Origin of the sequence: Pseudanabaena sp. UWO311 (assembly GCF_006937785.1) — a bacterium.
GTDB lineage: Bacteria > Cyanobacteriota > Cyanobacteriia > Pseudanabaenales > Pseudanabaenaceae > Pseudanabaena.
This window is the reverse complement of the sequence record NZ_SJEE01000006.1, coordinates 1-25,182: the sequence shown is the minus strand read 5'-3', so window position 1 is coordinate 25,182 and position 25,182 is coordinate 1. Positions and strand designations below refer to the sequence as shown.

Here is a 25,182-nt window from a genome sequence, read left to right as displayed (position 1 = left end):
TTTAATTATTTTGGAGAAAAACAATGAGATTAAAAGGTAAAGTTGCGTTAGTTACGGGCAGTAGTCAAGGAATTGGACAGGCGATCGCGATTCGTTTAGCCAAGGAAGGCGCAAATGTGGTGATTAATTATCGGTCCCATCCTGAAGGTGCGGAAGAAACCCTCGCCAAGGTAAAAGAAGCAGGTGGCACATGTCATCCTATTGATGGTATTACGATTAAAGCTGATACTGGCACTGTCCCTGAAGTGCAGCGCATGATTGCCGAAAGTATCGACTATTTTGGTCAATTGGATATTTTGGTTAATAATGCTGGCATTGAGAGACATGCTGATTTTTGGGAGGCAACGGAAGCAGATTATGATGCAGTTTTGAATGTCAATCTCAAGGGTGTTTTCTTTGCGACCCAAGCCTTTGTCAAGCATCTGATGGCTACTCAGCGCGGCGGGAAAGTGATTAATATTAGTTCTGTCCATGAGGAGTTACCATTCCCGCACTTTACATCCTACTGCGCTAGTAAAGGTGGATTGAGAATGATGACTCGTAACCTTGGCGTAGAGCTAGCTCCCTACGGCATCACCATTAATAATGTTGCCCCTGGGGCGATCGAAACGCCGATCAATACTAAACTCCTAAACGATCCTGAGAAATTGGGAGCCTTATTACAGAATATCCCCATGGGAAGGCTGGGCAAGTCTGAAGATGTGGCTGGCATGGTTGCATTTTTAGCTTCGGCGGATTCTGATTATGTGACGGGTTCTACCTTTGTTGTAGATGGTGGACTGCTCTGGAATTATCACGAACAGTAAGTATAGGCTGCGCTTCGCGCCGCCTATTGAAATTATTAAGAAGCTAAAAATCATGACTGAAGAAGAGTTAAGACTAGCCGCCGATCGCGAGCGCCAAGCCCATTGGCGCAAGTGGGGATCGTATTTGAGCGATCGCCAATGGGGAACGGTGCGCGAAGACTATAGCAAAGATGGTGAAGCTTGGAATTATTTTCCCCATGACCATGCGCGATCGCGTGCCTATCGATGGGGTGAAGATGGAATTTTGGGCATATCGGATAATCATCAAAGGTTATGCTTTGCGATCACGCTCTGGAATGGTGAAGATTCCATTATCAAAGAGAGGCTGTTTGGCTTGACTGGTCAAGAAGGCAATCATGGCGAGGATGTTAAGGAATACTATTTCTATCTCGATAACACGCCCACCCATTCCTACATGAAGGCGCTGTATAAATATCCTCATCAAGCTTTCCCTTATGCTGATTTAATTAGAGAAAATCGTAATCGCGATCGCAATCAGCCAGAATATGAACTAATGGATACGGGGATATTCGATGGCGATCGCTATTTTGATGTATCGGTTGAATATGCCAAGGCATCGCCGACGGATATTTTAATTCAAATTAAAGTTACCAATCGAGGAGGTCAATCTCAACGTTTGCACCTATTACCGACCCTTTGGTTTCGCAATACTTGGGCTTGGGGGGATGCTAGCGATAAACCTCAGCTTAAAGAAATCAACGCTGATGGAAATATGCGGATCGTTGACGCACAACATTCTACTTTAGGTAATTATTGGCTTTACTGTAATGCTTCTGAGCAAAATATTCCATCAATTCTGTTTACAGAAAACGAAACTAATTACGAGCGATTATTTAAAGTCAAAAATGCTTCTCCCTATGTCAAAGATGGGATTAATAATTATTTAGTTAGCGATCGCCATGATGCGATTAATACCGAACAAGTTGGAACAAAAGCGGCGGTGCATTACTATCTAGAAATTGGTGCCTACGAAACTAAAGTCATTCATCTCCGTTTAACCAACTCTCAGCAACCCCAGCCCTTTGGCAATGATTTCGCGCAAATTTTCCAAAAGCGGCAGCAGGAAGCAGATGAATTTTACCATCGCATTACTCCTTTTGAGATTTCTGAGGACGAGAGAAACGTTCAGAGACAAGCCTTTGCAGGGATGTTATGGAGCAAGCAGTTTTATTATTACATTGTCGAGGAATGGGTAGATGGCGATCCTAGATATCCGTCACCGCGCCCAAATATTCGCAATCACGAATGGAAGCATCTATTTAGTGATGAGATTATCTCAATGCCTGATAAGTGGGAATATCCTTGGTTTGCGGCTTGGGATTTAGCTTTTCATGCCATTCCCCTTGCAGTGATCGATCCTGCCTTTGCTAAGCTCCAGTTAGATAGGCTGACGCGAGAATGGTTTATGCATCCCAACGGTCAACTTCCTGCCTACGAATGGTCGTTTAGTGATGTCAATCCGCCCGTTCATGCTTGGGCAACCTTGCGGGTATATCAAATTGAACGGAAGATGTACGGCTATGGCGACCAGCAATTTCTAGAGCGCGTATTTCAGAAGTTGCTCCTCAATTTTACTTGGTGGGTAAATCGCAAAGACGCTGAAGGGAAGAATGTCTTTCAAGGTGGATTTTTAGGGCTGGATAATATCGGCGTATTCGATCGCAGCAAAGAGTTACCCACTGGTGGCTTTATCAATCAAGCGGATGGCACTAGCTGGATGGGTATGTATTGCTTGAATATGTTAGCGATCGCCCTCGAACTCGCCAAAACCAACTCTACCTACGAAGATATTGCGAGCAAGTTCTTCGAGCATTTCCTTTATATTGCCGATGCCATGAATGGGATTGGCAGCACTAATGTGGATCTCTGGAATGAGGAAGATGGCTTTTACTATGATGCGCTCAATCTGCCCGATGGTCGTCATTTCTCGCTCAAAGTTCGTTCTGTAGTGGGATTAATTCCCCTTTTTGCGATCGCCACTTTAGAGCCAGATATCCTAGAAAAATTACCCAACTTTAAGCGGCGCATGGATTGGTTTATTCACAATCGCCCTAATCTCAAGGAAAATGTTGCCTGTATGGAAACTAAGGGTATGGGTGCAAGGAGATTATTAGCGATCACTTATAAAGACAAGCTCAGAAAAATCTTAGCGAAAATGCTCCATGAGAGTGAGTTTTTAAGTCCCTATGGCATTCGCTCTATTTCTAGATATCACAAAGACCATCCCTATATCTTGAAAGTAAATGGGCATGAGTATTCTGTGGATTATCAACCTGCGGAATCCAATATCAGTCTATTTGGTGGTAACTCCAACTGGCGAGGTCCCATTTGGTTCCCAATTAATTATCTAATTATCGAATCCTTGCAAAAGTTTCACTATTATTTAGGTGATGATTTTAAAGTTGAGTTTCCCACTGGTTCGGGTCAGGAAATGAATCTTTGGCAGGTGGCAAGTGAGCTATCAAAGCGTTTAACAGGAATTTTCTTAGAAGAGGCTTCAGGCGATCGTCCCGTATATGGCAACATCAAAAGCTTCCAAAACGATCCCCACTGGCATGATTTGATTCTTTTTCATGAGTATTTTCATGGAGATAATGGTGCTGGGATTGGTGCTAGCCATCAAACAGGTTGGACGGGATTAGTTGCCAAATTAATCTTGCAATGCGGCGAATATCAGTAGTGATAGAAGCTATTACTGTGAGTCGTGATTTTTAGGCGATCCATCTTCTAAAGGCGATCGCTATTGACTCGGAAATTTGTCGTTTAGCAAAGACTCTTTAAGAGAACTTCATACTGTTTCAAAAACCTTCATATTTTTGCTCTTCTTGAATCTTTTGAATTTCTTCGGCAGCAAGAAATTTTGCTCGGAGCTCGTTTAAGTTAGGCGCACCATTTTTCTGAAAAAGAATTGCACCGAGCGCATGAATCCACGATTGAAGAACAACATCACGATATCTATAACCATCTTCCGAAAAGCAGTAAATTGTATGCGCCCACCGAGCGGCATATTCATCAGGAGAGAGTCCATCTGACATCATTCCTCGCACATGATTCTCCATAGTGACAGTTGCCAATGGCATATCGAACTCGCTTATATCTGACTGAGTAGAATCCATAACACAACTGAGTTTTAATTTCGTTAACAAAGATAACTCATAGAAGATTTTACGCTAATTCAATATCGATCGCATCAACCATCTATCTCCTAAAGGCGATCGGCAGTACCGTGAGTCGTGATTATTAGGCGATCTCTTAATAATTTCTGTACCCGAATTGTTATGCTGTGGTATTCACTACAAGCATAGCTGCTTTATCACAATTTACTTTTGAGTTCATTAATAATATGCTCAATACCTGAAATCGACCGATCAAGGAACCATAGAATCTCTTCATCTATAACAGTAAAACTTACGTAGGTAAAAGTATATTCACCTGAACCATCTAATGGAAAGTTTTGTAAAAGCATTAATGGGCTTCTTGTGAAAGGAGTTACTCTATCACGTTTAAATTGTGAAACTCTAAAAATTCCATCATCTGCCTTACTTGCCACCCCATAGCCCGATGTACATTGAGTGACGCTTAGTTGTTCATGTTTATTCTCGTTGCATAATGATGCAAAATCAGATATCCAGTTATTATCAACTGAAGTGAACGGCTGAAAGGATTCAAGCACTGCCAAAAGATCAGGTTTTGAATCGAGAACTCCAGGCATCAGTTTGCCGACACGAGACTTAAAGTCACTTTGTCGAAAATCTTTGGAAACAATAGGGAAATAGACTACCTTGGGCGGGTTAACACTGCTACATTGATCACAAATCTCTCTGGCACAATAGTCGAGAGCTGAACGCAAATGATCAAAGATTTCTTTAACAATAATTTTTAGTTCTACACTGACAACTCCTGTGAGCAAAGCATCTTCATATGGATCACCGTGATCACCAATTTCATTACGTTGTCTTTTGACTTTTTCAACTAAGGCTCCAGCCATTTCAAATCGTGTTGTCATAATTTTTAACGACGCATATATCTCTTACTTCAAATTAAATACTCCACTGAGAAAGACAACCTTAACTAAGCGATTGCTATGGCGAGCTTTGCTATAGTTTTATTGTCGAGAGTAATCTCATTGTTAGAGTGCATTGTGAATCTCACATACAGTTTAATTACTTTACCAAAGGCAAGCTATCGCATCTGTGATACTAAGTCAAGTGAGATCGCTTCAACAATCAATCTCCTGAAGGCGATCGCTATTATTATGAGTCTTGACTTCTAGACGATCACATCAACTATCCATTTCCCAAAGGCGATCACTATTACCGTGAGCCATTATTTCTAGGCGATCGCACTACAAATTATCGATAAAATCTTCTACTGTAGTTCGTGCTTGTTTAAGTACCCCACTCAATGTGGCTATCTTCAATTCTCGATGCAAAGGCACGACACAACCGATCTCGCCTTCTTGGGTTTCTTTTTTCATGACAACATGACTACCAGTTTGACGAACTTGCTCAAATCATAATCGCTCTAACGCACGAATTGCTTCTTTGGCTGAGATTCGTGGCATTTCAGGCATAGCTAACCTCAATACTGGTCACAAATCTAGGTGATGTTTTGGGCAGAGGAAATTCTTCCAAATACAGTCGAGTCGCTTCTTTTAATCCCGCGATCGCCTGCTCAATTGTTTCTCCTTGATCGACTGTACCCACCTCTGGACATTCGGCAATGTACATATCATCTTCTTTGTAGATAATGGCTGTAAAGGTGTTACTTTTAGTCATCATTTACTCTTGCTTTTTAGAGAAATAATATCATCTTCACCATAAACCGATCATCTAATTCTCTATTTCAACAGCAAAAAGAGATCGCACCAATATCCATCCCCTAAAGCCGATCGCTATTACTGTGAGCCGTGATTTATAGGGTGATCGCATCAACAATCAATCTCATCAAGGCGATCGCTATTATTGTGAGTCTTGATTTTTAGGCGATCGCAGTTTAGCAATTAGATGTACAATTAGATGTACAGATGAATTTTAAAACAATGCTGTCCAATATTCCTATCACTGAAGCAAGACATGAGCTAACCTCATTACCTGAAAAGCTCACCCAGCAAGGAGGCACACTTGCAATTACCCGCAGAGGCAAGCCCGTCCTAGCTGTGATGACATGGCAACATTACGAAGCAATACTCGAAACTTTAGAAATACTTGGTGACGCGAACCTCATGGCTAACTTGCGTCAAGGGATTACCGAAGCGAAATCAGAACAGGGAGTAGATTGGGAATCAGCTAAACGAGAATTGGATTTGTAATGTATCGCATCGTCATTCAGCCTACGGCTCTCAAATTATTAAAGGAAATCAGCGATCGCCGTATCCGTCAGAAGATTAGCGATCGCATCGATAAGCTCCAAGAATCTCCCGAAATGCAAGGCAAACCATTACTCGGTGAACTAGATGGTTATTACAGTGTACGGGCAGTCGGACAAAGATATCGCATCATTTACGCGATCGAGCAAGCTCAAGTCACTGTGATGATTGTCGCTTTGGGAATTCGGAAAGATGGCAGTAAACAGGATGTATATGCTCTTGCCAAAAAATTATTGAGATTAGGACTTCTAGACGAGCCAGATGATGATTAAAATTCAGAATTGAAGAATAGAAGTGCTAGGAAAAGCGATCGCTATTACTACTTCTCACTCTAAGTATGGCTAAGTCGTCTAATCTATCTATTCTTAGACTGCTAATCAAAAAGAGAATACCGTGCGTAAAGCTCCAACCCAAATTGTGCCGTTCTCATTGCGGTTGCCAGCATTGGTAATCACTTGAACCAGAGGCGTAATTCTGATAAATTTGTTGATCGGAATATTATAAAAAGCTTCAAAGTTAGTCTGCGAAGCATTCCCAATCTCTCTCACGATGAGCGGTTGACCAACCGCTAGCCCTGTAATCGAACCTTGCGTAAAAAGATCCTTAAATGAAAAACCAGCCATCCAATAATTAGGACTAATATTCCCAAACTCTGTATTGTTGTAGTTGCTGAAGCCATAGCGTCCAAATATACCTAAGCGATCGCTAATTCCCCAATCAAAATTCACCCCAAAAGCATTAAAATTACTGCCAATTACCCTTCCTCCAGCATATTGCAAGCGCAGCGTAAACTTTTTATCTGGAGAATATTCTAATTCCACAACACCTTGATAGGGATCGCCAAATAAGCCCTGTTCACCGCCACGATTTGGAAAAATTAAAACTGGTAACTCCGCCGACTCAGTGGAGCGCAACGTATTCACGATCGCTGAGCCAGTTGGTCGATTAGCATTATTGGCTACATATAAGGCACGTAATTGAATAGGAAGTTGCTTAGGAGCCCATTCAGCAACAATACCTGCCCCCAAAGGTCTAGGTAAGAGAATAAAATTATTAACAAAAGCCTGAGTTGAGAAGTCATTAAAACTGACATTAGCATAGCGATTTTTATCTACAAAATCATTAGCCACCATTAAAGGGGCAACCGTTAGACGGACTTCCTCAGCGATATTAAATGAATAATAAAGACGTGCTAAGCTAACCTGATTGTCACGACCTTGAACGGAGTAATCGAGCGCGCTAGCAAAGTTTGGTTCTAAAAATCCTGATGTACTATCACTTGCACCTGCACTACCAGCCAGCAAGCGGATCTTGAGTAGATCCTTCCCAACAAAACTAGTATTGAGATCGATAGAGAAGCGATTTAAAAAGGTAACGTTGGGTTGATTACGGGTGATGACTGCACCAGTTGGCGAAAGAATGCGATCGCCGCCAAAGCCCCCAGCTGATATTGCAAAAATTGCTTGCCCTGAGAGCTTAGTTGTCGGAGAAAAATTTTGGACTTCTAATTGTTCTGTACGTTGTTCTAGATTATTGACCTTTTGGGAAATGATTCCTAACTCTGATGTGAATTCACTTTGTAATCGATTTAAGGTACTCAGATCATCTTGACTCACCTTATCACTTAGTCCGCTTCTGAGCATCTCATCGAGTTTACTGATGCAAGACTGTAGCCCTGCGGCAAACTCGAAACGACTCAAGGCGACATTACCGCGATAGGTGCGATTGGGATAGCTCTGGATACAGCCATAGCGATCCGTAAGAGATTGCAAAGCAGTAAAAGCCCAGTCCGTAGTTTTAACATCGGATAGTTGATTTACGGTAATATCTTCTGCTTTGCTCGTATCTGCGATCGCCCAGTTCCCAGCTATCAGCAAAGCTAGAAAGAAATAGTGCAGCCTTGGGTTGAGATTTAATTTAAGGTTTGAGAGCTTCATTTTTAAATAAGAGATTGAGTACGATAGCTTGATCAGTTTTTCCATCTCTTAGAGATCTGAGCGATGCGTTCGCCATATAATTCTGCCGATAAGCGATCGCCAGCATCAAGCTCTACGGCTTTAGTACCAGATAAGTCGGGGACAGCCTGTCCCATCACTCCCATATAAGAACCTAGACGATTCACTCCATTCTGATTCATCTCACCAGCGCCAACCCAGATCATGGAATGTTGGGCTGCATTAATTGCTAGATAGAGCAAAGTTCCTTGCTTATCTCCACTAGGAGAACCTGAATGGGTAAAGCCACCTGCTAATTTGTCTTTCCATAGCTGTTGGAACCAGATGCCACTAGCAGCATCAACAAACGCCTTAAACTGTGCAGCCACACCTCCCATATAGGTCGGCGAACCGAAAACGATCGCGTCATATTGATTGAGGGATTCCAAAACTTTTTCATTACGCCAGCGTCCGTTATGAATTTCCTCACCAGTAATTCTAAAAAGTTGAACTTTAGTATCTGCGATCTTATTCGCTCCTTCAGCAAAAGCCTCAGCCATCAAATGAGTATGTCCTGTGCCAGAAAAATAAACAATAGCGATAGATGACATAACTTTATTTCCTCAATAAATTTGTAATAAGGGTAATTTTTAGTCTTTCCAATTCCACAGCAAAAACATAAAGGCGATCGCTAATATCACCATTGCAATTCCCGCAGCACCATAGGTTGCATTCAAGCCGATCGCGAGACTCAAAGGCTGACTCACGAGAGGTGATACGAACTGACCTAAAAACATAGAAGTTGTTAAACCGCCTAAAATCTTGCCGCGCATATTCACAGGAGTAGCGGAAGTAAGACAGAAGGTCATATTTGGCATCACCAACCCCAGTCCAACACCTACGGTTCCTAAGCCAAAAGCAACGATTGTAAAACTACTACCTAGGCTAATCAAACCGAAGCCCAGAGCCATAGTGCTAAAAGCAATACCGTAGATACTAAAAAAGGTTGTTTTAGCTTTAATTCGTTGATATTGAAAAGATGATATGGCAGAACCGAGAGTGCAAATTGCGATCGCGATTCCACTTTGAGAAGCAGAGGATTGGAATAAATTCTTAAGATAGAAGGGAATTTGTACTGGAATCGTATAAAAAGCCATCTGACCTAGCATTGCGGCTGCAAATGTTAGACCAACAATGAGATATGGCAAGCGACTAGACTTTTCGGAATTACTAGAATGATCAGAAGATTGGGTTGAATCTTGGCGCGGTGGCTCTGATAGAAAAGACAAGACCGCAGGCAATACCAACAATGCTGCGAAGTAGATCAGAAAAGGATTACGCCATCCAATATCGGCTAACCAACCACCCAAAGAGACAAATACCACTCCGCCTAAAGAACTAAAGGCTGCCTGTAAACCCAGAAACTTTCCTCTAGCTGCTCCGCTGTAGTAGTCAGCAATTAAAGCCGTTGTAGAAATAGAAATCCCTGCGACGCTAACTCCTAACAATGCTCGACCAACAATAATTGTATCTAAGGTGTTTAGCCATAATCCAGAGCTACCCGCTAAGCCATAGATAATTAGGGATAGAAATAATAGTGGTTTTCGTCCGATCCGATCTACTAAAACTCCAAGTATTGGAGCGCTGATAGCTATAAATAGCGCGGGGAGAGTTAGTACTAGTCTTACCCAATATGCGGAGTTCGGTACTGACTCAAAATGCTTTAACATTGCAGGCAAAGAAGGTGCGATCGTGGCGCTTGCCATAATCGTCAACATACTAGCAACCAGCAGGGTTATGCGAGTAGGTAGAGAATTAACTTTTGAAGCGATCGCTGTTTTCATTTAGGTGTATTTATTCTATTCGATCAATTTCGCAAGAACTTCTTCATACATGATTGTTTGAATCTTCTGTCCAAAATCTTCTGACCAAGAGACTGCCAACTCCGCCATTACTTGATTGGTTGAAGTTAGGGTGACTCCATGCTTTTCCATGCGTCGCAGACAAGTTTCGTCAGCTATTGTCGTTGGAGAGCCACCAGCATCAACCACAACCTGTACTTCGTATCCATCCTCTACGGCGCTAATTGCGGGATAGACAATACAAACATCGTTGGTTAACCCAGCCATGATGAGTTTTTTCTTGCCAGTTGCTTCTACAGCATTTTTGAAGTCTGCGTACTCCCATGCATCGACAACTCCCGGACGCTTGATGCGCTTTTCGTAGGCATCTGGCGCGATTTTTTGGATATCTTCTAGCAGTAAACCTTGAAAATTGGTTTCCATACTACTAGTCAAAATTAATGGCATTCCAGTTTCTACGGCGGTACGAGCTAGAGCACGAGTGTTTTGGACTATTTCTGCATAGGGCAGATTGCGAGCGAGTTTAATCGTTCCTTGTTGGTGGTCGATCAAGAGCATTACCGCATTGTCAACTGTGAATTTATTTTTCATGATATTTAGAATGGAATTATGCTTGTAGGAAATGTTGAAGAAGTAATAATTTTGAAATGACGAATTACTCAGCGCGGCAATTCACTACTTTTTTAGAACAACTCTGATGACAACTCAGATGAAGAAATTGGAACTAATTTTCTATCAAATGAGATTCCAAAAGCCAGAGATATTTATCAATTGTGCGAGAAATTTCGGTATAAAGATCGGCGGTTCCAGCATCCTTGAGATCGGTGCTTTGATCGATCGCTTCTCGTACAGTTTTGCCATAGAGAGCCAAGCGATCGGCGATCGCTATTACACAATCTCTGCCAGATATAGCTTCTAGCGGATATTCTGATAATGTGGAAGCTTGAGCGACAATTCTCACTGTTCCCAGAGCCACACCACCGAGAGCTGTTACCCGTTCCGCAATCATATCCACATACTCATCTAATTGCTCGGCGATAGCATCAAACAATTGATGGAGTTCCAAGAAACTCATTCCTTTGACATTCCAATGCGCCTGTTTAACTTGACTTTTAAGATCGATTGTGAGAGCAAGGGCTAGATTGAGTAGGTCAATCAGTTGAATACGATTTTCACTCTTAAGGTCAATGCGACTGGCATAGAGTTTGGTTAGAGACATAATATTTTAATCTGACTTAGCTGTTACGTTATCTGTCAATTTCAAATGAGAACCATCACAGCTTGGCGCTCCAGCGGTATATTTACAGAGGCATAGAGCCATTTTCTTCGGCTCAGATACTTCAAAAACTACGGGACGGAAATTAGTTCCTTTATGCGCTCCATTACAAAAAGGCTGATTTTCAGATAAGCCACAACTGCACCAGTAGTAAGTACCTGATTCTAGATTCATCACTACTGGCTTTTTATCGACGATTTTTGGCTCTGATGAGGTAAATTCAGCCATGGGATATTCTCATATATAACTTAGAAAAGATGATAATAAAACATTAATAAAGAGTCACCAACTAAAGGGTTTAAATTTTTTAGCCAAGTTGTCAGCTATAAACTGTACTTAAGTATGGGAAATATTTAAGTTCAATGACAAGATGGAAAGTACTTAAAATGAAGATAATATATTTAAATTAGCTTTGAATTAGTGCAAATTATAATGTCGAAGTAACTTTGGGCTTTCTTGGGTAACTATAACGATGGCGATCGCCGATACTGCTAACCTCCTAGAACATATTGCCAAATTAGAGCAAGAAAACATTGCCCTAAAAATTCCGAGCTATCATCGTTTTTGGGCTATGTTATGCAGGAAGCAATGTCGCAAATGAATGCCAATAGAGAAAGGTACTACGTACCGTGGCACTTGCCATAATTGTCAACATGCTAGTAACCAGAAGAGTTATACGAGTAAGAAGAGAGTACGTTGCATTAGAATGGTTAGGCATTTTAGTATGTACCTTTACGACGCTCTCCAAATCTTGGTTCAGCACGAGGTGCCTCAATAAAACCTGGGGTTGCTAAGAAATTTCCAGTTGCAAACATATAAGTCCTGAGAATATCCGCTTGTAATTCTAACAACCATGCATTAGACAACAAACCAAAATCGATAGCCTTAAGCCCAATATCGCTGAGTAACTCGGTAACAATCTGTTTAGCTCGATCATCATCTCCAGCAATGAAAGCTTGTATACCTGCCTCTTTAAGAGCTACCGCATCGCTGTTAAAAACTTCCATTGCTTGGTTATTCAATGCTTTCACAATTTTTGCCGAGGGAACATCTTTTTGAGTTGCTTCAGCTAGAGAATTGAGAAATTCTTCAGGCTTGTACTCACGAGGAAAATCTCGATTATTTAAATCTATGATAACTTTGCCTGTCAAGGCTGAGGTTGATGTTAGAAAACTTGATGGCACAGCGCGTATAGAGCTGACAATGACCTCACAAGATTCAGCAACCTCATCATTTGTTCCACCAGATGCGCCATTTCCAATTCCCTTAGCTACTTCACGAGACTTTGCTGCATCTCGCGAACCGAAGGTGATTTGATGCCCTGCTAATGACCAAGCACCTCCGAGTACTCGCGCCATATTACCACTACCCAAAAATCCTATCTTCATACTCAAGTCTTACCTCTTTTATCTTTAGGTTAATCGAAATCTATAATCCATTAAAGGCTAATTACCGCAGATAGATAATTGAGTTAAGCGCGATCGCTTCAATTATCTATCTGTTACATGGCTTGATGTAGGCGATCTTCTTTCTTCTTAAGTCACTCCTGCTCCTGATGACCGAATTACGACTTTATCCTCATACCGATCGGGTTTATTACCTACGGTAACTCCACCATGAATCATGCCCTGAATTTCTGAGTCAAAGAAACTGTAAGGGAAATTCACTTCTGGACGGCTAACAGTTTCCAATCGATTCGCTAATGAATGGGGAATCTCAAAATCTAGTGATTTAAGATTATCTTGTACTTGCGAAAGTTTTGTTGCTCCGATTACTACCGAACCAATCCCTGGGCGATTGACAGTCCAGTTTAAAGCTACCTGTGCCATGCTGCGATCGAGTTCTTTGGCTACTTGTTCCAGTTCAGACACAACTCGCCAGTTACGATCGCTAAACTTTTGAAATGCAGGATTAGCAATTCCTTTGGTGGTTTCTAATCTGCCTTCACCTGTAAAGCCGCTTTCACTTGGCTTGTACTTGCCACTTAATAAACCACTAGCAAGAGGACTCCACACCATGATCCCCATGCCTAATTCCGTATCTAGAGGCACAAACTCATGCTCGATATTTCTCTCCACCAAAGAATATTCCAATTGCATTGTGCATAGAGGTTCATACCCACGCCATTCTGCTAAAGTCTGGGCGCGAGCAGCATACCAAGCTGGGGTATCACTCAAACCAACATGACGCACTTTGCCCGATCGCACGAGATCGTCCATGGTTCGCATCACTTCTTCAACAGGGGTGATTTTGTCCCAAGTATGGAGAATATAAAGATCTATGTAATCTGTTCCCAGTCTTTTTAGAGAACCTTCCACAGCCCTTAGAATATTTTTGCGCCCGTTACCGCCAGCGTTAGGATTTCCAGCTTCAGCATTGTAAGTAAACTTAGTGGCAATGACTATGCGATCGCGAAGATTCCTCTCGGCAGTAAATTTTCCTAACCAAGTTTCACTAATTCCATTTGTATAAAGATCGGCAGTATCGACAAAATTTCCACCTGCCTCAGTGTAGGTATTGAATAGCTGACGAGCTGTACCTTCATCGGCTCCCCAACCCCAGTCTGTCCCAAAGGTCATTGCGCCAAGAGCTAGGCGGCTGACCCGTAAACCTGATTTTCCAAGTGTGTAGTAAGTATTAAGAGCCATAGTTTTACCCCTATTTGATTGTTAGCGGACATAGAATGCCTGCTGGATTCATTGATGGAAACCTAACAGGCTATGGAAATACGCTATCTACAAATTTTGATTCTGATGGAGTAAGTTTTGTCATGGAATATTCTTCTAAACAATGCTTGTCATAATAATGGAACGCTCAAAGAGAGTCACTAACAGGAGGGCTTAATTTTTTTGTCCAGATGGCTAAACTTAAACTGTACTTAAGTATGGAGATTATTTAGGCTGTATGACAAGTCAACAAAGATGGACAATGCTTAAAGTTAAGATTAGGATATTTTAAAGTAGCTTTCAATCAATACAAATCTTTGTGCCAAAGTCATTTTGGGCATTCTTGGGTAACTAACGATGGCGATCGCCGATACTGCTAACCTCCTAGAACATATTGCCAAACTAGAGCAAGAAAACATTGCCCTAAGAACTGAGTTGGCAATATTTCAGGAGCGATCGGAACTTGAGAAATTAGTAGAAGCTGAACTAGTGAAGGCAAATGATGCACTCGCACTTACTTCTGCACGTCTAGCTGAGAATCCCGATCTATCATCGTTTTTGGGCTATATTACACAGGAAGCAATGGCGCAACTGAATGCTAATGCAGCACATCTAATTCTTTTTGATGAAAAGAGAAATGTACTGCGTACTGCCGTCGTCGTGGAAAAAGATGGAATTATCCAAGAAACACCGATTGCCTATGAAATGCTGACGGCAGAAGTAGGGTTTCATACAATTTTGGAAGAGACACAGAAACCACGTTTTTTTGATATAGAAACTGAGGCACATCTATTTTGGGCAGGATCTATTGCTTATCTTCGCGATCGCGGTCTCAAGCAGGTACTGGCTTTGCCGCTGCTTGCTGGAGGTAAGCTATTTGGTCATTTAGCAATGGCTTTTATTAATAACGAACCGATCGACAAACAAAAGATTGAATTACTACAAGCACTAGGGCATCAAGCTGCATTGGCAATTCAACTAACCAATCTGGCAGAGGAGGCAAAACAAGCGGCGATCGCTTGCGAACGAGAACAAGCAGCGCAAGAGCGGGCTGTCCACTTAGCGCGAGCAAATACTGCCTTACAGAAAACGGTCGATGCTTTAGGCAATATTGAAAGTGTTGAAGAATTTATTCCTCTGGTGTTAAAAATCGTATTAGAAAACTTTCAAGCGACCAGTTGTTCTTTCTTTGATTCTTCAGGCGAACTAATCTATTTACGCTATTGGTTGATCGATGGGCAAGTTCTTAAGCCAACCGAAATTCTAGCGCTCGACCCCGATAAATACGAACTGATCATTCGATTGGCGGAAGGATTTACTGTATCCGATGAATATTTGGGAACGTCAAATAGACATCGGACTCGGGCTGTACAACTCGACCATGCGGCAGGCACCTGTGTGCCAGAATTTGACGACTTTACTCGTGCTTGCGGTTGGGAATCCGAACTCAATGTGCCTTGCTTCATTGGTAATTCTGCTGACGGTGCTTTGGTCATCTATCGAGGAGCAGGATTACCCTACAGTGAGGCTGAAATTGCCCTAGCGGAAACCCTTTCGGCACAACTAGCCTTGGCATTGCAGACAAGCCGTCTGGCGGAAGAAGCAAAACAAGTGGCGATCGTTCGCGAACAAAAACGAGTGACACAAGAACGAGCTGCTGTTTTAGAACTGGTGAATTTCACATTGCAACGCAGTACCGAACGACTGAGTACAGCAACCGATCCGAAAGCCATTATCGTCGAGATTTTACGGACTATCGCTGAGGTGATGGCTCCACTAGGAGTCAATGGCATCGGACTTATGAGTTATCAGGCTCCAAGTAAAACTGTACGGGTAAAAGTGCATATTGTAGATGGTGTGGAGCAGATAATTGCTGGCAGCAATTTAGATAGTGATTGGTCGGTGAATAGTCCTTCAATGGCTATACCTTGGGAACGAATTCAGTCCGAAAACTTTATTTGGGGGCTAACTAGCGATACGAGTGTATTGATAGCTGAGGTTCGTCATTATCACGAATCAAGAGGTGCGCGCGCGATCGCATACGTTCCATTGCGAAAAGGAGAAGAGACAACTGGCTGGATTGGTTTCGATCTAGCTTCGGAGATTCCACCAACGCCGCAGCAGATCGAAATGATTCGGACGCTCGTAAGTCAGGTATCGCTGGCTATAGAGATGGAAGGATTAGCTGAAACAACTCGTGATACTGCGATCGCCAACGTGCGAGAAAAAGCGGCTCAAGAACGGGCGACACAATTAGAAAAAATCAACTCAGCATTGAATAAAAGCTTACAGCAACTGGCCAGTAAAAGAAACGTCTCACATTTTCTAGAGGACTTACTGGTTGTACTAAGCGAAAATATTAGTGCAGCATTTGCGATGCTATTCACCTTTGACATCAGTACCAAAACTGCTGAAATCGTTGCCGCAGTCGAGCGTGGGATCCCCTATGTCAATAAAGAATCCCACGACCCATATCCTCAGATAGGCTGTGAGGCTGAAAACATTACATTACTTTTGGACACATTTTCAATTGACAAAGAAATTTTGTTTTTGAATGCTTTAGAACCAATTAGCATCATTCCAGAAGTGATTGAATGGCATGCTCGCATGGGGCATCAAGAAATTGCTGCCGTTCCTTTGGTTGCTGGTAAAGATCTGATTGGGATGCTAGGATTTGCCTTTACAGAAAAATCTCACCTTCCATCATTAGAGATTGAATTTATTAAATCTCTCGCAGCTCAAGCAACGCTTGCACTTCAGCTCATTCTCCTATCAGAAGAATCGAAGCAAGCAGCTCTAGCACTCGAACGAGAACAGGCAGCGGAAGCGCGTGTGACTCAGCTGGCTAGGGCCAATGCTACTCTCAAACAGACTCTCGATGTTTTGGCGACGGAACCAGAACTAGAACGCTCTTTGGGACATGTACTGAAGGTCACATCAGAGCAGCTAGGTTCCTCTTCCTCTGCACTTTGGTTTTATGACTCGATCGCGGATAGCTTTGCGATCCACACTGTCTATTTAGATGGCAAAATTGTTCCTGCAATACCTGAAAATGCCCCACTCTTATCAGGGAAATGGATACGCGGTCGAGATTTGTCTGCTGACCTCGTGTTAAAAAAGCACATTCGCGATCGTGTTCCTGTGATTTACCAGGTGGACGAATGCCCCGACATACCTACTTCCATACGGAGACATATGCAACGATTGGGCATAAAAACTCTACTAGGCATCCCTCTCTTGCTGGGGTCAGAAATAATTGGTAGCTTCACTATTCGCTTCGATCGAAAGCGCTTGTTAGAACCGGACGAACTAGAGTTAACTCAAGCTCTGGCACACCAAGCAACATTAGCAATCCAACTTCTAAAAAGAGCCGAAGAAGCAAAGCAAGCTGCACTCTATATCGAACGAAACCGTTTAGCTGGCGAGATTCACGATACCTTAGCACAGTCATTTACAAGTATTTCAATTCAAACTGGCGTAATCAGATGGATGCTACAACAAGATCCCTCTGCGATCGAATCAATCCTAGATCGCATCAACGACATCGCCCAAACAGGACTTGCCGAAGCAAGGCGCTCAGTCTGGGAAATATATCCTACAGCCCAAGAATACGCCAACTTAGCCGAAAAACTTGCGCAATTAGTCGAGAAGTTAACCCGCGATTGTCCTACTCAAGTTGACCTACAGATTTTAGGAAGTGAATATCAAGTCTCGGCGATGATTGGGTACAACCTCCTCAAACTTGCTCAAGAAGCGATTACTAATGCTTTAAAACACGCTAAGGCAACAAAGCTTTCGATCGTTCTCGCCTATCAGAATGTCCAAGTTTCACTTAGAATTGCTGATAATGGCTGTGGCTTCCAGCCCAATTTAGATAATGGGGGATTTGGGCTTTTGAGTATATCTGAACGGAGCGATCGCATTGGAGGACAATTATTGATTAACAGTATTTTGGGTAAAGGGACAGAAATTTTAGTAGAGATTCCATTAGAGGAACAAAAATCATGACCGATCAAACAATCCGTATTATGGTAGCGGACGACCACCCAATTGTCAGGAGTGGATTGGTATTAATGATCGATTACACTCCTAATATGGAAACCGTAGCTGAGGCAAATAACGGAGTAGAAGCCGTTGCCCTATTTCGCCAGTATCGTCCTGATGTCACCTTGATGGATTTAAGAATGCCTGAAATGAGTGGAGCTGATGCGATCGCTGCTATTCATCAAGAATTTACGGAGGCAAAAATTATTGTGCTCACGACTTACGATGGCGACGAAGATATCTATAAAGGTTTAAAGGCAGGAGCCAAGGGCTATATATTTAAAAACGCTCCAGTCGATGAAATTATTAGAGCGATCAAAACTGTTTATGAAGGCAAAAAATATATTCCTCCTGAAGTTGGCGAAAAGCTCTCAGAAAGGCTCAATCGCCCTCAATTATCTAATCGAGAATTGGATGTCTTAAAATTGGTTGCCCAAGGTAAAACGAATCAACAAATTGCCACTGAATTATATATTTCTGAGAGTACGGTTAAGTACCACATAAATGGTGTTTTAAGTAAGCTAGGCGTAAGCGATCGCACTCAAGCAACATTAGTTGCGATCAAGCGCGGAATTGTTAGTTCTTAATCCAGATCATAATTCCTTATTCCTTAACTCGTTGTCAAAAAAACTAACACTATGAATTTCAGCCAATATATTCGACATATCTTCATGATCGGCAACCGCATATTTCTAGCAATTCCATTAGCTGTTGCGATCGCTTTAGGCTCATCTTTCTTAAGCAAAGAGCCAGTAATGAGTGCAGAGTCTATCTCATTTTGGTATCCTCCATTTGGACAGTTTAATATTCTCATTTCTGATCTTGAGACCTTTGCTAAAACAGGAAAAATTACTACTCGTTTAGCATTTTATCTCGATAATCTGCCGCCAAGCCAACGGGCTGAGTTACGGCAAGCTTTAAACGCACGCTATGATATTAGCCATGTTACCCTTGCTCAGTTTACCTATTCGCCAATTGGGCTTGTAATTATGAAGCGTTTGGGGAGGATTTTACAAGCTGATGGTTATCAAAATGGATTGCTTGCCTTACGCTCTGCGATGATTCTTTCCGCCGCAAGTCCTGAAGGGTTGACAGCAATTAATGTTCTGCGCCGCTTTCCCACACCCACAATTGAGTTGGATTTACCTTTAGGCTTAGAGGCATATAGGGAACTATCTCAACTCTGGTATCGAAAAGAAATAGCGATCGCATCTCTCCAACAACAATCTGAGAATGAAGCCTTAGCAACCAAAGTGACTATCCCAACTAATCGGCTTGATGCCAAAGGCGAATTCACTTGGCAAGTAAGGGAATTTTCTTTTCAAAACCCAGAGCGAGGGATGTCAATAGATGCGACACTCTATATTCCCCAGAAGCTTAGCAAACCTGCACCTGTAATTGTAATTTCCCATGGACTAGCTTCTAACCGCGATACATTCATTTATCTCGCCCAACATTTAGCATCCTATGGCTATGCAGTAGCAGTGCTAGAACATCCTGGAACTGGCAGTAAGGATTTTGGGGCGTTCTTAAAAGGATTTGGGAAAACTCCTGATCAGCGAGACGTTTACTTTAGACCTCTAGATGTGAAATATTTATTAGACGATCTTGAACGCCAGAACAAAACTTTGCCGAATATGAAGGATCGGCTTGATGTCCAAAATGTAGGATTAATTGGGCATTCTTTAGGAGGTTATACAGTATTGTCACTGGGCGGCGCTCGTCTAAATTTCGACAGCCTAAAGTCTGTTTGCAATGTCCCTGAGCCAAATGTCACTTCTTTTAATCTCTCCAAGTTAATTCAATGCCGTGCGATTAACTTAGAACCACGAGAATACAATCTAAAGGATCAGCGCGTTAAGGCAATTCTTACCTTAAATCCCATTGGTGGTAGTACAATGTTTAGCCGTGAAGGTACTAAAGCGCTTAATGTGCCAGTGATGATTTTTGCTAGTGGGGATGATGTGGTTTCCCCAACCGTTCCTGAACAGTTCTTTCTATTTACTTGGCTAAATATACCAGACAAGTATTTAGCGATCGTGCCCAAAGGAACGCATTTCTCATTTTTAGAGAAAAGTGAAAAGGGCATATTCAATGTCCCGTCTACTTTAATTGGCATCGATCCTAGTTTTGCTCATCCCTATGCCAAAATATTGAGTGTCGCTTTTTTCAAAACCTATCTTTCTAGTCAACCTAATTTTCGGCAATATCTTACATCTGCTTATGTAAAAACTATTAGCCGCGATCCTCTACCACTAAATCTAGTGACTTCTTTCTCGGAGGAGCAGTTAAGGCAAGCCTTGGATATTAAGCCGTAGTTTCTACTACAATTTTTACAAGCACATCAATATGGAGACAGTAATGAATTCAGTCTATTTTGAAGATGTTTTGGCGCTTAGAGATCAATGGTTAGAAGAACAAATTCGGCAGTTGAGTATTGACATACTTGTGGTTGGAACTTATACCTGTACAGCCTGCGGGGAGGTAGTAGGTGAATATATTATTGACCATTCAGGAGAGCAGTTTAGACTTTCTAAATCTGAAACCTATTCATTCCTTAAATATATTCTTGCGACTAGATCCCCCTCGAAGTAAAACAAGCTTTGCTTAGGCATCTTGTATGGGCAAAAAAACTATAAAGCAGGTTTTACCAGCACCAGACTCGATCGCAAGACTGCCGTGATGTCGATTTTCGATAATGCGTCTGACCACATCTAGGCCTAATCCCGAACCTTTTCCCATAGGTTTAGTAGTAAAGAAGGGTTCCAGAATGCGGTTTTTCACTTCGGGAGCGATGCCATGTCCATTGTCGATAATTTCTACTACTAAACATTTGTCTCTATGACAAGTGCGAATCGTGATCGTTGCAGGCGATCCGTCAAAGGAGCCTGTATTTTCTAGTTCGTAAATCGCATTATCGATTAAATTCGTCCATACCTGATTTAGCTCACTTCCAAAAGCCAAAATTTGCGGCAAATTCCGATCGTAATCGCGTTTAATCGTAATACCATGCTTGAGTTTGAACGAAAATAATCGCAGCGTGTCTTCAATGCCTTCGTGAATGTCAACTTTTTGCTGTGCGCCCCGATCCATATAGGAATAGGACTTCATCGACTGTACTAATGTCGAGATTCTCTCTGCACCATTTAGCCCATTGCCAATCATCGCCATCACGTCAAAGGATAGAGCGAGCCAACGCAGTCCCATATCTCTCAATTCGGTAGAATCATTCCGCCAACGATCCATCATTGAGGATAATATCTCTGGCTCAACGCCACCTAACGCCAAAGGTTCTACCAATTTCCAAGCTTCTTGTACGCCATAATCTTCTAACCATTCCAGTAATCGATCTTCGCGATCGCTTAGTTCTAGAGAATTAGTTGACGGATTGGCGATCGCCTCAAAACCTGAATCTCGAATTTTTAGCCATTCCGCAGTATGCGCCTCATCAACTTGGCGCTGACCGTAAACTAAATTCATGCGTTGCAGTTCCAGCATCGCAGGTTTTAAATCCTTTAAAGCTCTAACTAGAGCCGCCGCAGGATTATTTAGTTCGTGGGCGAGTCCTGCGGAGAGTGTGCCGAGAGCAGCCATTTTTTCACGGGTTTGAATGAAAGATTCTAGACCGCGCAAACGCTTCTGGACGATCCGAAACATGAGCTTCTCGAACTCGCGACAGGAATGCAGAACATCGATAAAATCTTCGCCAGAGAGTCGATAGAGGTGGACTTCATTGACAGCCTCTAAGGTCACAGGCACATTATCGTCAGAGAGGACTTGAATTTCACCAAAGAAGGATAATCCTTCATGCCGACCGATGGGCATATCAACACCTTGGCTCATGCGGCTGATGTTAGTAATTCCATTCACTTGAATGTAAAATCCATCGGGGCGATCGCCCTCTCGACAGAGGATATCTCCTGCCTTCAGGTGCATCGGCTGGACGCGATCGCAGATCCACTTAAGTCTTTCAATGGGCAAAGTCTGAAAGAGTTCTAGTTGTAATAGAGTATCAGCGCAGAGCATGGCAATCTCCTAGACTATAAACAAAGGAAAAAGATTGCGAAGTAATCTTTTTCCTTTGATGGTTAAACATTGGCAAGATGCTGATGGACAAATTGCACGCAAATCGATCCTTCACCTACGCCTGAGGCAACACGCTTAACTGAGCCATGACGCACATCGCCTACAGCAAAGATGCCAGAAATATTTGTCTCTAACAAAAAGCGATCGCGCTGCAATTGCCAAGGCGTAGTTTTCTCGATATCTAAGCCCGTCTTTACAAAACCGCGATCGTCTTGTTGAATCAAATCGCCAAGCCATTCCGTGCTGGGAGTCGCACCAATGAAAATAAATAGCGAACTTGCCGCCAGAGTTTTCACCTCCCCTGTTTGCGAATCCTTCACCACTATCTCTTCCAGTTTGTCGCTGCCTTTCACTTCTACAACGCTGTGGAAAGGTAAAACTTCAATATTAGGAGTTCCCGCGATCTGGTCGATCAAATACTGGGACATACTCTTAGTAAGCGACTCGCCTCGCACTAACATGCGAACCTTGCTGGCATATTTCGAGAAATACATCGCCGCTTGACCTGCGGAGTTAGCTCCACCAACAATATAAACTTCCTCATTCTGACAAGCGGCTGCTTCAGTTTGAGCTGCTCCATAGTAGACTCCTGCGCCTGTAAATTTGTCAATTCCCTTTACGTCTAACCTGCGCCAAGCTACACCCATCGCTAAAATTAGAGCGTGGCAACTAATCTCCGAACCATTAGATAATGTAATGATGCGATAGTTGTTCTCAATACGGATGCCTGTTGCTTCTAATGGTGTTAGAATTTCTACTCCAAAACGCTTGGCTTGGGTGACTCCGCGTCGAGCGAGGTCGCTACCACTCAAGCCCACAGGAAATCCTAGATAGTTCTCAATGCGCGAGCTGGTTCCCGCCTGTCCTCCAGGAGCTTCCTTCTCAATCATCACGGTGCGTAATCCTTCAGAAGCTCCATAAACTGCGGCGGCTAGTCCTGCGGGACCACCACCAATAATTGCGAGGTCGTAAAATGGTTTTTCAGCTTCTGTCTGTAGTCCGACTTTTCCCGCAATATCAGTAATGCTAGGTTTAACTAATTTCGTGCCATCAGGCAAAATTACCAAAGGCAAACAGGGATTACCTTTCTCTCCAGCATATTGTAAAAATTTCTGAGCTTCAGGATTAGTTTCAATATCGAGCCAACGATAGGGAATTTGGTTGCGGGCAAGGAAATCGCGAATATTGTGGGATTGTGGAGACCAGCGATCGCTAATTACTTTTACGCCTTGAAATTCGGGTTTAAAGTTCGCTTGCCAATCATTAAGCAGATCATCAAGTGCTGGATAAAGCTTCTCCTGCGGCGGATCCCAAGGCTTTAATAGGTAGTAGTCGAGTCTAGCGGTATTAATCGCGGCGATCGCGGCATTCGTATCGGCATAGGCAGTCAGCAGCACCCGTTTTGCTTCTGGAAAGATGTCACTCGCCTGTTCTAAAAATTCTACGCCGCTCATTTGTGGCATCCGTTGATCCACTAGAAACAGAGCGATCGCTTCATTGCGAAGTTTGAGTTGCTGGGTGGTGTCAAGTGCCGATGTTCCAGAGTCCGCTCGTACAATCCGAAACCGATCGCCATATTGTTGTCGTAGGTCTCTAGCCACCGCTTGCAATACTGCGGGGTCATCATCAACGGTAAGTATTACAGGCTTGAGCATGGGACATCTTTGGGGAATGATGGGTCTCAACTAGATTTTATATTACAAATTAGCTAAGTTTTTTGTTATAAGGTGATCGCTATTTCTTGAATTGTCCCTAAGTTTAATAAAATCCTGTACTTAAGTTTGGGTTAGTAGTGGTGAGTTAGGGAAAGCGGCGATCGCTGTTACTATGAGTCATGATTTATAGGCGATCGCTTCAATAATATATCTCATAAAAGCGATCGCTATTCCCATGAGTCGTGATTTTTAGGCGATCGCTTCAACAATCTATCTCCAAAAGGCGATCGCTATTACTGTGGGTCGTGATTTTTAGGCGATCGCTATTACTGTGAGTTATGATTTTTAGGCGATCGCACCAACAATCTATCTCATAAAGGCGATCTCCATTAAGGTGATCGCCTTTACTATGGGTCATGATTTCTAGGCGATCTCTGGTTGCTTTTTTTGAGGTGGTGATCGAGATTTTGGGTGTTGAGGGGGCGATCGCTATCTGTAAAGGAGTTACTCAAGGCGATAGTTTTTAATTTTTATGGCTACAATTTTTCATCTTCGATTTGGGAATGAGGTTTAGGATAATTTGGTTGATTCAGTCTCTGGTGTGAGATCGAGATTGCGATAGATTTGCTCAATGGGAAAGTTTAAATTAATGCTTTTGAGTTCCACGGTGTCGCCTGCTTGATAGTTAATAATTAACCAATCACCTGCTTCGTTTTTGTGATACAAATCCATTTCGATGCTGGTGGAACTAACTAATAAATAATCCTGTAAGACTGGATTTTTGCGGTACAGTCTAAATTTGCCACTGCGATCGTAGGTTTCAGTGCTAGGAGAGAGAACTTCAACGATGAGGCAAGGATAGGTGAAATAATTTGGGGTGTTTTTGTCGCGATCGTCGCAGGTGACGCTGGCATCGGGGTAAGTATAGTTTTTGGTTGCAACAATATTAATCTTGATGTCAGAATTGCCTGCTATGCAACTGGTATTTTCTAAATGATGATCAAACATGGCAGTAAGTCTGATGGCAAGACGACCGTGATTAACGCTACCGCCACTCATGGCGTAAACTTGACCGTTAATCAGTTCGTGTTTTTCTAGTTGCTTTTCTTCCCAAGCAAAGTATTCTTCTGGGGTAAGTTGGGGAAAGTTTTCTTTAACTGCGTTCATGGGAAATCTCTCTTTGGTTAGTTTTGGTACTATTTAACGATTTACACAAACATTTTTTGCAGCAAGCCTTTTTTGAATTTTTCGGTTCCTTATGTCATTGTGACGAATGATGTTTACAATACGCGCCTGTGCCTTCGATTAGTCTACTTTCATTATGACAAAGAACAAGGCTAAGGAATGAAAAACAAATAACTTGTGCAAATTAGGATAATCTCAGATAAAGAAAGAAAAGGAATAATTTTGGGTTATTACAGCGAAGAACTTGAGACGGAGATGTTGAAATTTTACGGTTCACTG

The 25,182-nt window shown here is 42.4% G+C and carries 24 protein-coding genes and 1 pseudogene; 9 read left to right on the top strand and 16 right to left on the bottom strand.

Features of this window, described 5'->3' with window-relative positions:
- Positions 1-23 precede the first annotated feature (23 nt).
- Together PseudUWO311_RS06925 and PseudUWO311_RS06920 are read left to right on the top strand one after the other, a co-directional pair.
- Complete coding sequence (locus tag PseudUWO311_RS06925; RefSeq protein ID WP_142654472.1) at positions 24-806, top strand: SDR family NAD(P)-dependent oxidoreductase; 783 nt, start codon at positions 24-26, stop codon at positions 804-806.
- A 52-nt stretch (positions 807-858) separates the two neighbouring features.
- The gene (locus PseudUWO311_RS06920; protein WP_142654471.1) at positions 859-3,507 is read left to right on the top strand and encodes an MGH1-like glycoside hydrolase domain-containing protein; all 2,649 of its coding nucleotides are present in this window, start codon (positions 859-861) and stop codon (positions 3,505-3,507) included.
- 118 nt (positions 3,508-3,625) lie between these two features.
- On the opposite strand, the gene PseudUWO311_RS06915 is transcribed toward PseudUWO311_RS06920, so the two are convergent.
- Together PseudUWO311_RS06915 and PseudUWO311_RS06910 are read right to left on the bottom strand one after the other, a co-directional pair.
- Positions 3,626-3,943: a hypothetical protein gene (locus PseudUWO311_RS06915; protein ID WP_142654470.1), complete on the bottom strand. Its 318-nt coding sequence runs from the start codon at positions 3,941-3,943 to the stop codon at positions 3,626-3,628.
- 197 nt (positions 3,944-4,140) lie between these two features.
- Positions 4,141-4,833 carry a hypothetical protein gene (locus tag PseudUWO311_RS06910; RefSeq protein ID WP_142654469.1) on the bottom strand — a complete coding sequence of 231 codons (693 nt, stop codon included), beginning with the start codon at positions 4,831-4,833 and terminating at the stop codon, positions 4,141-4,143.
- A 135-nt stretch (positions 4,834-4,968) separates the two neighbouring features.
- On the opposite strand from PseudUWO311_RS06910, the gene PseudUWO311_RS24575 reads away from it, so the two are divergent.
- Complete coding sequence (locus PseudUWO311_RS24575; protein ID WP_263402913.1) at positions 4,969-5,100, top strand: hypothetical protein; 132 nt, start codon at positions 4,969-4,971, stop codon at positions 5,098-5,100.
- A gap of 72 nt (positions 5,101-5,172) precedes the next feature.
- Here the strand turns inward: PseudUWO311_RS24575 and PseudUWO311_RS24335 are convergent.
- Together PseudUWO311_RS24335 and PseudUWO311_RS06900 are read right to left on the bottom strand one after the other, a co-directional pair.
- Positions 5,173-5,400: pseudogene (locus tag PseudUWO311_RS24335) on the bottom strand (type II toxin-antitoxin system HicA family toxin).
- Complete coding sequence (locus tag PseudUWO311_RS06900) at positions 5,393-5,605, bottom strand: type II toxin-antitoxin system HicB family antitoxin (protein WP_142654594.1); 213 nt, start codon at positions 5,603-5,605, stop codon at positions 5,393-5,395. The pseudogene PseudUWO311_RS24335 and the gene PseudUWO311_RS06900 overlap by 8 nt, the downstream one beginning before the upstream one ends.
- A gap of 248 nt (positions 5,606-5,853) precedes the next feature.
- Between PseudUWO311_RS06900 and PseudUWO311_RS06895 the strand changes: the two genes are divergently transcribed.
- The gene (locus PseudUWO311_RS06895) at positions 5,854-6,138 is read left to right on the top strand and encodes a type II toxin-antitoxin system Phd/YefM family antitoxin (RefSeq protein WP_223807475.1); all 285 of its coding nucleotides are present in this window, start codon (positions 5,854-5,856) and stop codon (positions 6,136-6,138) included.
- Complete coding sequence (locus PseudUWO311_RS06890) at positions 6,138-6,467, top strand: type II toxin-antitoxin system RelE family toxin (protein WP_142654468.1); 330 nt, start codon at positions 6,138-6,140, stop codon at positions 6,465-6,467. Before PseudUWO311_RS06895 ends, PseudUWO311_RS06890 begins: the two co-directional genes overlap by 1 nt.
- Positions 6,468-6,572: 105 nt before the next feature.
- On the opposite strand, the gene PseudUWO311_RS06885 is transcribed toward PseudUWO311_RS06890, so the two are convergent.
- From PseudUWO311_RS06885 to PseudUWO311_RS06850, 8 genes are all read right to left on the bottom strand, one after another.
- The gene (locus PseudUWO311_RS06885) at positions 6,573-8,132 is read right to left on the bottom strand and encodes an iron uptake porin (RefSeq protein ID WP_190303424.1); all 1,560 of its coding nucleotides are present in this window, start codon (positions 8,130-8,132) and stop codon (positions 6,573-6,575) included.
- Positions 8,133-8,164: 32 nt separating this feature from the next.
- The gene (locus PseudUWO311_RS06880; protein WP_142654466.1) at positions 8,165-8,740 is read right to left on the bottom strand and encodes a flavodoxin family protein; all 576 of its coding nucleotides are present in this window, start codon (positions 8,738-8,740) and stop codon (positions 8,165-8,167) included.
- Between the two features lie 39 nt (positions 8,741-8,779).
- A complete protein-coding gene (locus PseudUWO311_RS06875; RefSeq protein ID WP_142654465.1) occupies positions 8,780-9,973 on the bottom strand; it encodes an MFS transporter in 1,194 nt (397 codons plus the stop codon).
- A gap of 15 nt (positions 9,974-9,988) precedes the next feature.
- A complete protein-coding gene (locus PseudUWO311_RS06870; protein WP_142654464.1) occupies positions 9,989-10,582 on the bottom strand; it encodes an isochorismatase family protein in 594 nt (197 codons plus the stop codon).
- A 133-nt stretch (positions 10,583-10,715) separates the two neighbouring features.
- Positions 10,716-11,210 carry a DNA starvation/stationary phase protection protein Dps gene (gene dps / locus PseudUWO311_RS06865; protein WP_142654463.1) on the bottom strand — a complete coding sequence of 165 codons (495 nt, stop codon included), beginning with the start codon at positions 11,208-11,210 and terminating at the stop codon, positions 10,716-10,718.
- A gap of 6 nt (positions 11,211-11,216) precedes the next feature.
- Positions 11,217-11,495 carry a CDGSH iron-sulfur domain-containing protein gene (locus PseudUWO311_RS06860; RefSeq protein WP_142654462.1) on the bottom strand — a complete coding sequence of 93 codons (279 nt, stop codon included), beginning with the start codon at positions 11,493-11,495 and terminating at the stop codon, positions 11,217-11,219.
- A gap of 491 nt (positions 11,496-11,986) precedes the next feature.
- Positions 11,987-12,655, bottom strand: coding sequence for an NADPH-dependent F420 reductase (locus PseudUWO311_RS06855; protein WP_142654461.1), 669 nt, complete (start codon positions 12,653-12,655; stop codon positions 11,987-11,989).
- 147 nt (positions 12,656-12,802) lie between these two features.
- Positions 12,803-13,915: an aldo/keto reductase gene (locus PseudUWO311_RS06850; protein ID WP_142654460.1), complete on the bottom strand. Its 1,113-nt coding sequence runs from the start codon at positions 13,913-13,915 to the stop codon at positions 12,803-12,805.
- 375 nt (positions 13,916-14,290) lie between these two features.
- On the opposite strand from PseudUWO311_RS06850, the gene PseudUWO311_RS06845 reads away from it, so the two are divergent.
- Genes PseudUWO311_RS06845 through PseudUWO311_RS06830 form a run of 4 tightly spaced genes read left to right on the top strand, consistent with a single transcriptional unit; the run spans position 14,291 to position 20,572 of the window.
- Positions 14,291-17,941, top strand: a complete 3,651-nt coding sequence (locus tag PseudUWO311_RS06845) for a GAF domain-containing protein (RefSeq protein WP_142654459.1) — start codon at positions 14,291-14,293, stop codon at positions 17,939-17,941.
- Positions 17,938-18,564 (top strand): response regulator, encoded by a 627-nt coding sequence (locus PseudUWO311_RS06840; protein WP_142654458.1) that lies wholly within the window; start codon positions 17,938-17,940, stop codon positions 18,562-18,564. Before PseudUWO311_RS06845 ends, PseudUWO311_RS06840 begins: the two co-directional genes overlap by 4 nt.
- A gap of 51 nt (positions 18,565-18,615) precedes the next feature.
- Positions 18,616-20,295: an alpha/beta hydrolase gene (locus tag PseudUWO311_RS06835; RefSeq protein ID WP_142654457.1), complete on the top strand. Its 1,680-nt coding sequence runs from the start codon at positions 18,616-18,618 to the stop codon at positions 20,293-20,295.
- Positions 20,296-20,338: 43 nt separating this feature from the next.
- Entirely contained in the window at positions 20,339-20,572 is a 234-nt protein-coding gene (locus PseudUWO311_RS06830) for a TFIIB-type zinc ribbon-containing protein (RefSeq protein ID WP_142654456.1), read from the top strand.
- A gap of 12 nt (positions 20,573-20,584) precedes the next feature.
- Here PseudUWO311_RS06830 and PseudUWO311_RS06825 read toward each other — a convergent pair whose 3' ends face one another.
- The 4 genes from PseudUWO311_RS06825 to PseudUWO311_RS06815 form a co-directional block, all read right to left on the bottom strand.
- Positions 20,585-22,003, bottom strand: a complete 1,419-nt coding sequence (locus PseudUWO311_RS06825) for an ATP-binding protein (RefSeq protein ID WP_142654455.1) — start codon at positions 22,001-22,003, stop codon at positions 20,585-20,587.
- A 62-nt stretch (positions 22,004-22,065) separates the two neighbouring features.
- Positions 22,066-23,718, bottom strand: coding sequence for an FAD-dependent oxidoreductase (locus PseudUWO311_RS06820; protein WP_142654454.1), 1,653 nt, complete (start codon positions 23,716-23,718; stop codon positions 22,066-22,068).
- A 262-nt stretch (positions 23,719-23,980) separates the two neighbouring features.
- The gene (locus tag PseudUWO311_RS23945) at positions 23,981-24,136 is read right to left on the bottom strand and encodes a hypothetical protein (RefSeq protein ID WP_190303423.1); all 156 of its coding nucleotides are present in this window, start codon (positions 24,134-24,136) and stop codon (positions 23,981-23,983) included.
- A gap of 152 nt (positions 24,137-24,288) precedes the next feature.
- Positions 24,289-24,885: a Uma2 family endonuclease gene (locus tag PseudUWO311_RS06815; protein ID WP_142654453.1), complete on the bottom strand. Its 597-nt coding sequence runs from the start codon at positions 24,883-24,885 to the stop codon at positions 24,289-24,291.
- Between the last annotated feature and the right edge of the window lie 297 nt (positions 24,886-25,182).

Coding starts and splice junctions, on each gene's coding strand:
- dps (WP_142654463.1), bottom strand. CDS start 11,210: ATGTCTCTAACCAAACTCTATGCCAGTCGCATTGACCTTAAGAGTGAA.
- PseudUWO311_RS06890 (WP_142654468.1), top strand. CDS start 6,138: ATGTATCGCATCGTCATTCAGCCTACGGCTCTCAAATTATTAAAGGAA.
- PseudUWO311_RS06860 (WP_142654462.1), bottom strand. CDS start 11,495: ATGGCTGAATTTACCTCATCAGAGCCAAAAATCGTCGATAAAAAGCCA.
- PseudUWO311_RS06925 (WP_142654472.1), top strand. CDS start 24: ATGAGATTAAAAGGTAAAGTTGCGTTAGTTACGGGCAGTAGTCAAGGA.
- PseudUWO311_RS06880 (WP_142654466.1), bottom strand. CDS start 8,740: ATGTCATCTATCGCTATTGTTTATTTTTCTGGCACAGGACATACTCAT.
- PseudUWO311_RS06855 (WP_142654461.1), bottom strand. CDS start 12,655: ATGAAGATAGGATTTTTGGGTAGTGGTAATATGGCGCGAGTACTCGGA.
- PseudUWO311_RS06845 (WP_142654459.1), top strand. CDS start 14,291: ATGGCGATCGCCGATACTGCTAACCTCCTAGAACATATTGCCAAACTA.
- PseudUWO311_RS06885 (WP_190303424.1), bottom strand. CDS start 8,132: ATGAAGCTCTCAAACCTTAAATTAAATCTCAACCCAAGGCTGCACTAT.
- PseudUWO311_RS06820 (WP_142654454.1), bottom strand. CDS start 23,718: ATGCTCAAGCCTGTAATACTTACCGTTGATGATGACCCCGCAGTATTG.
- PseudUWO311_RS06850 (WP_142654460.1), bottom strand. CDS start 13,915: ATGGCTCTTAATACTTACTACACACTTGGAAAATCAGGTTTACGGGTC.
- PseudUWO311_RS06870 (WP_142654464.1), bottom strand. CDS start 10,582: ATGAAAAATAAATTCACAGTTGACAATGCGGTAATGCTCTTGATCGAC.
- PseudUWO311_RS06895 (WP_223807475.1), top strand. CDS start 5,854: ATGAATTTTAAAACAATGCTGTCCAATATTCCTATCACTGAAGCAAGA.
- PseudUWO311_RS06815 (WP_142654453.1), bottom strand. CDS start 24,885: ATGAACGCAGTTAAAGAAAACTTTCCCCAACTTACCCCAGAAGAATAC.
- PseudUWO311_RS23945 (WP_190303423.1), bottom strand. CDS start 24,136: ATGACCCATAGTAAAGGCGATCACCTTAATGGAGATCGCCTTTATGAG.
- PseudUWO311_RS06915 (WP_142654470.1), bottom strand. CDS start 3,943: ATGGATTCTACTCAGTCAGATATAAGCGAGTTCGATATGCCATTGGCA.
- PseudUWO311_RS06835 (WP_142654457.1), top strand. CDS start 18,616: ATGAATTTCAGCCAATATATTCGACATATCTTCATGATCGGCAACCGC.
- PseudUWO311_RS06830 (WP_142654456.1), top strand. CDS start 20,339: ATGAATTCAGTCTATTTTGAAGATGTTTTGGCGCTTAGAGATCAATGG.
- PseudUWO311_RS06825 (WP_142654455.1), bottom strand. CDS start 22,003: ATGCTCTGCGCTGATACTCTATTACAACTAGAACTCTTTCAGACTTTG.
- PseudUWO311_RS06920 (WP_142654471.1), top strand. CDS start 859: ATGACTGAAGAAGAGTTAAGACTAGCCGCCGATCGCGAGCGCCAAGCC.
- PseudUWO311_RS06900 (WP_142654594.1), bottom strand. CDS start 5,605: ATGACTAAAAGTAACACCTTTACAGCCATTATCTACAAAGAAGATGAT.
- PseudUWO311_RS06840 (WP_142654458.1), top strand. CDS start 17,938: ATGACCGATCAAACAATCCGTATTATGGTAGCGGACGACCACCCAATT.
- PseudUWO311_RS06910 (WP_142654469.1), bottom strand. CDS start 4,833: ATGACAACACGATTTGAAATGGCTGGAGCCTTAGTTGAAAAAGTCAAA.
- PseudUWO311_RS06875 (WP_142654465.1), bottom strand. CDS start 9,973: ATGAAAACAGCGATCGCTTCAAAAGTTAATTCTCTACCTACTCGCATA.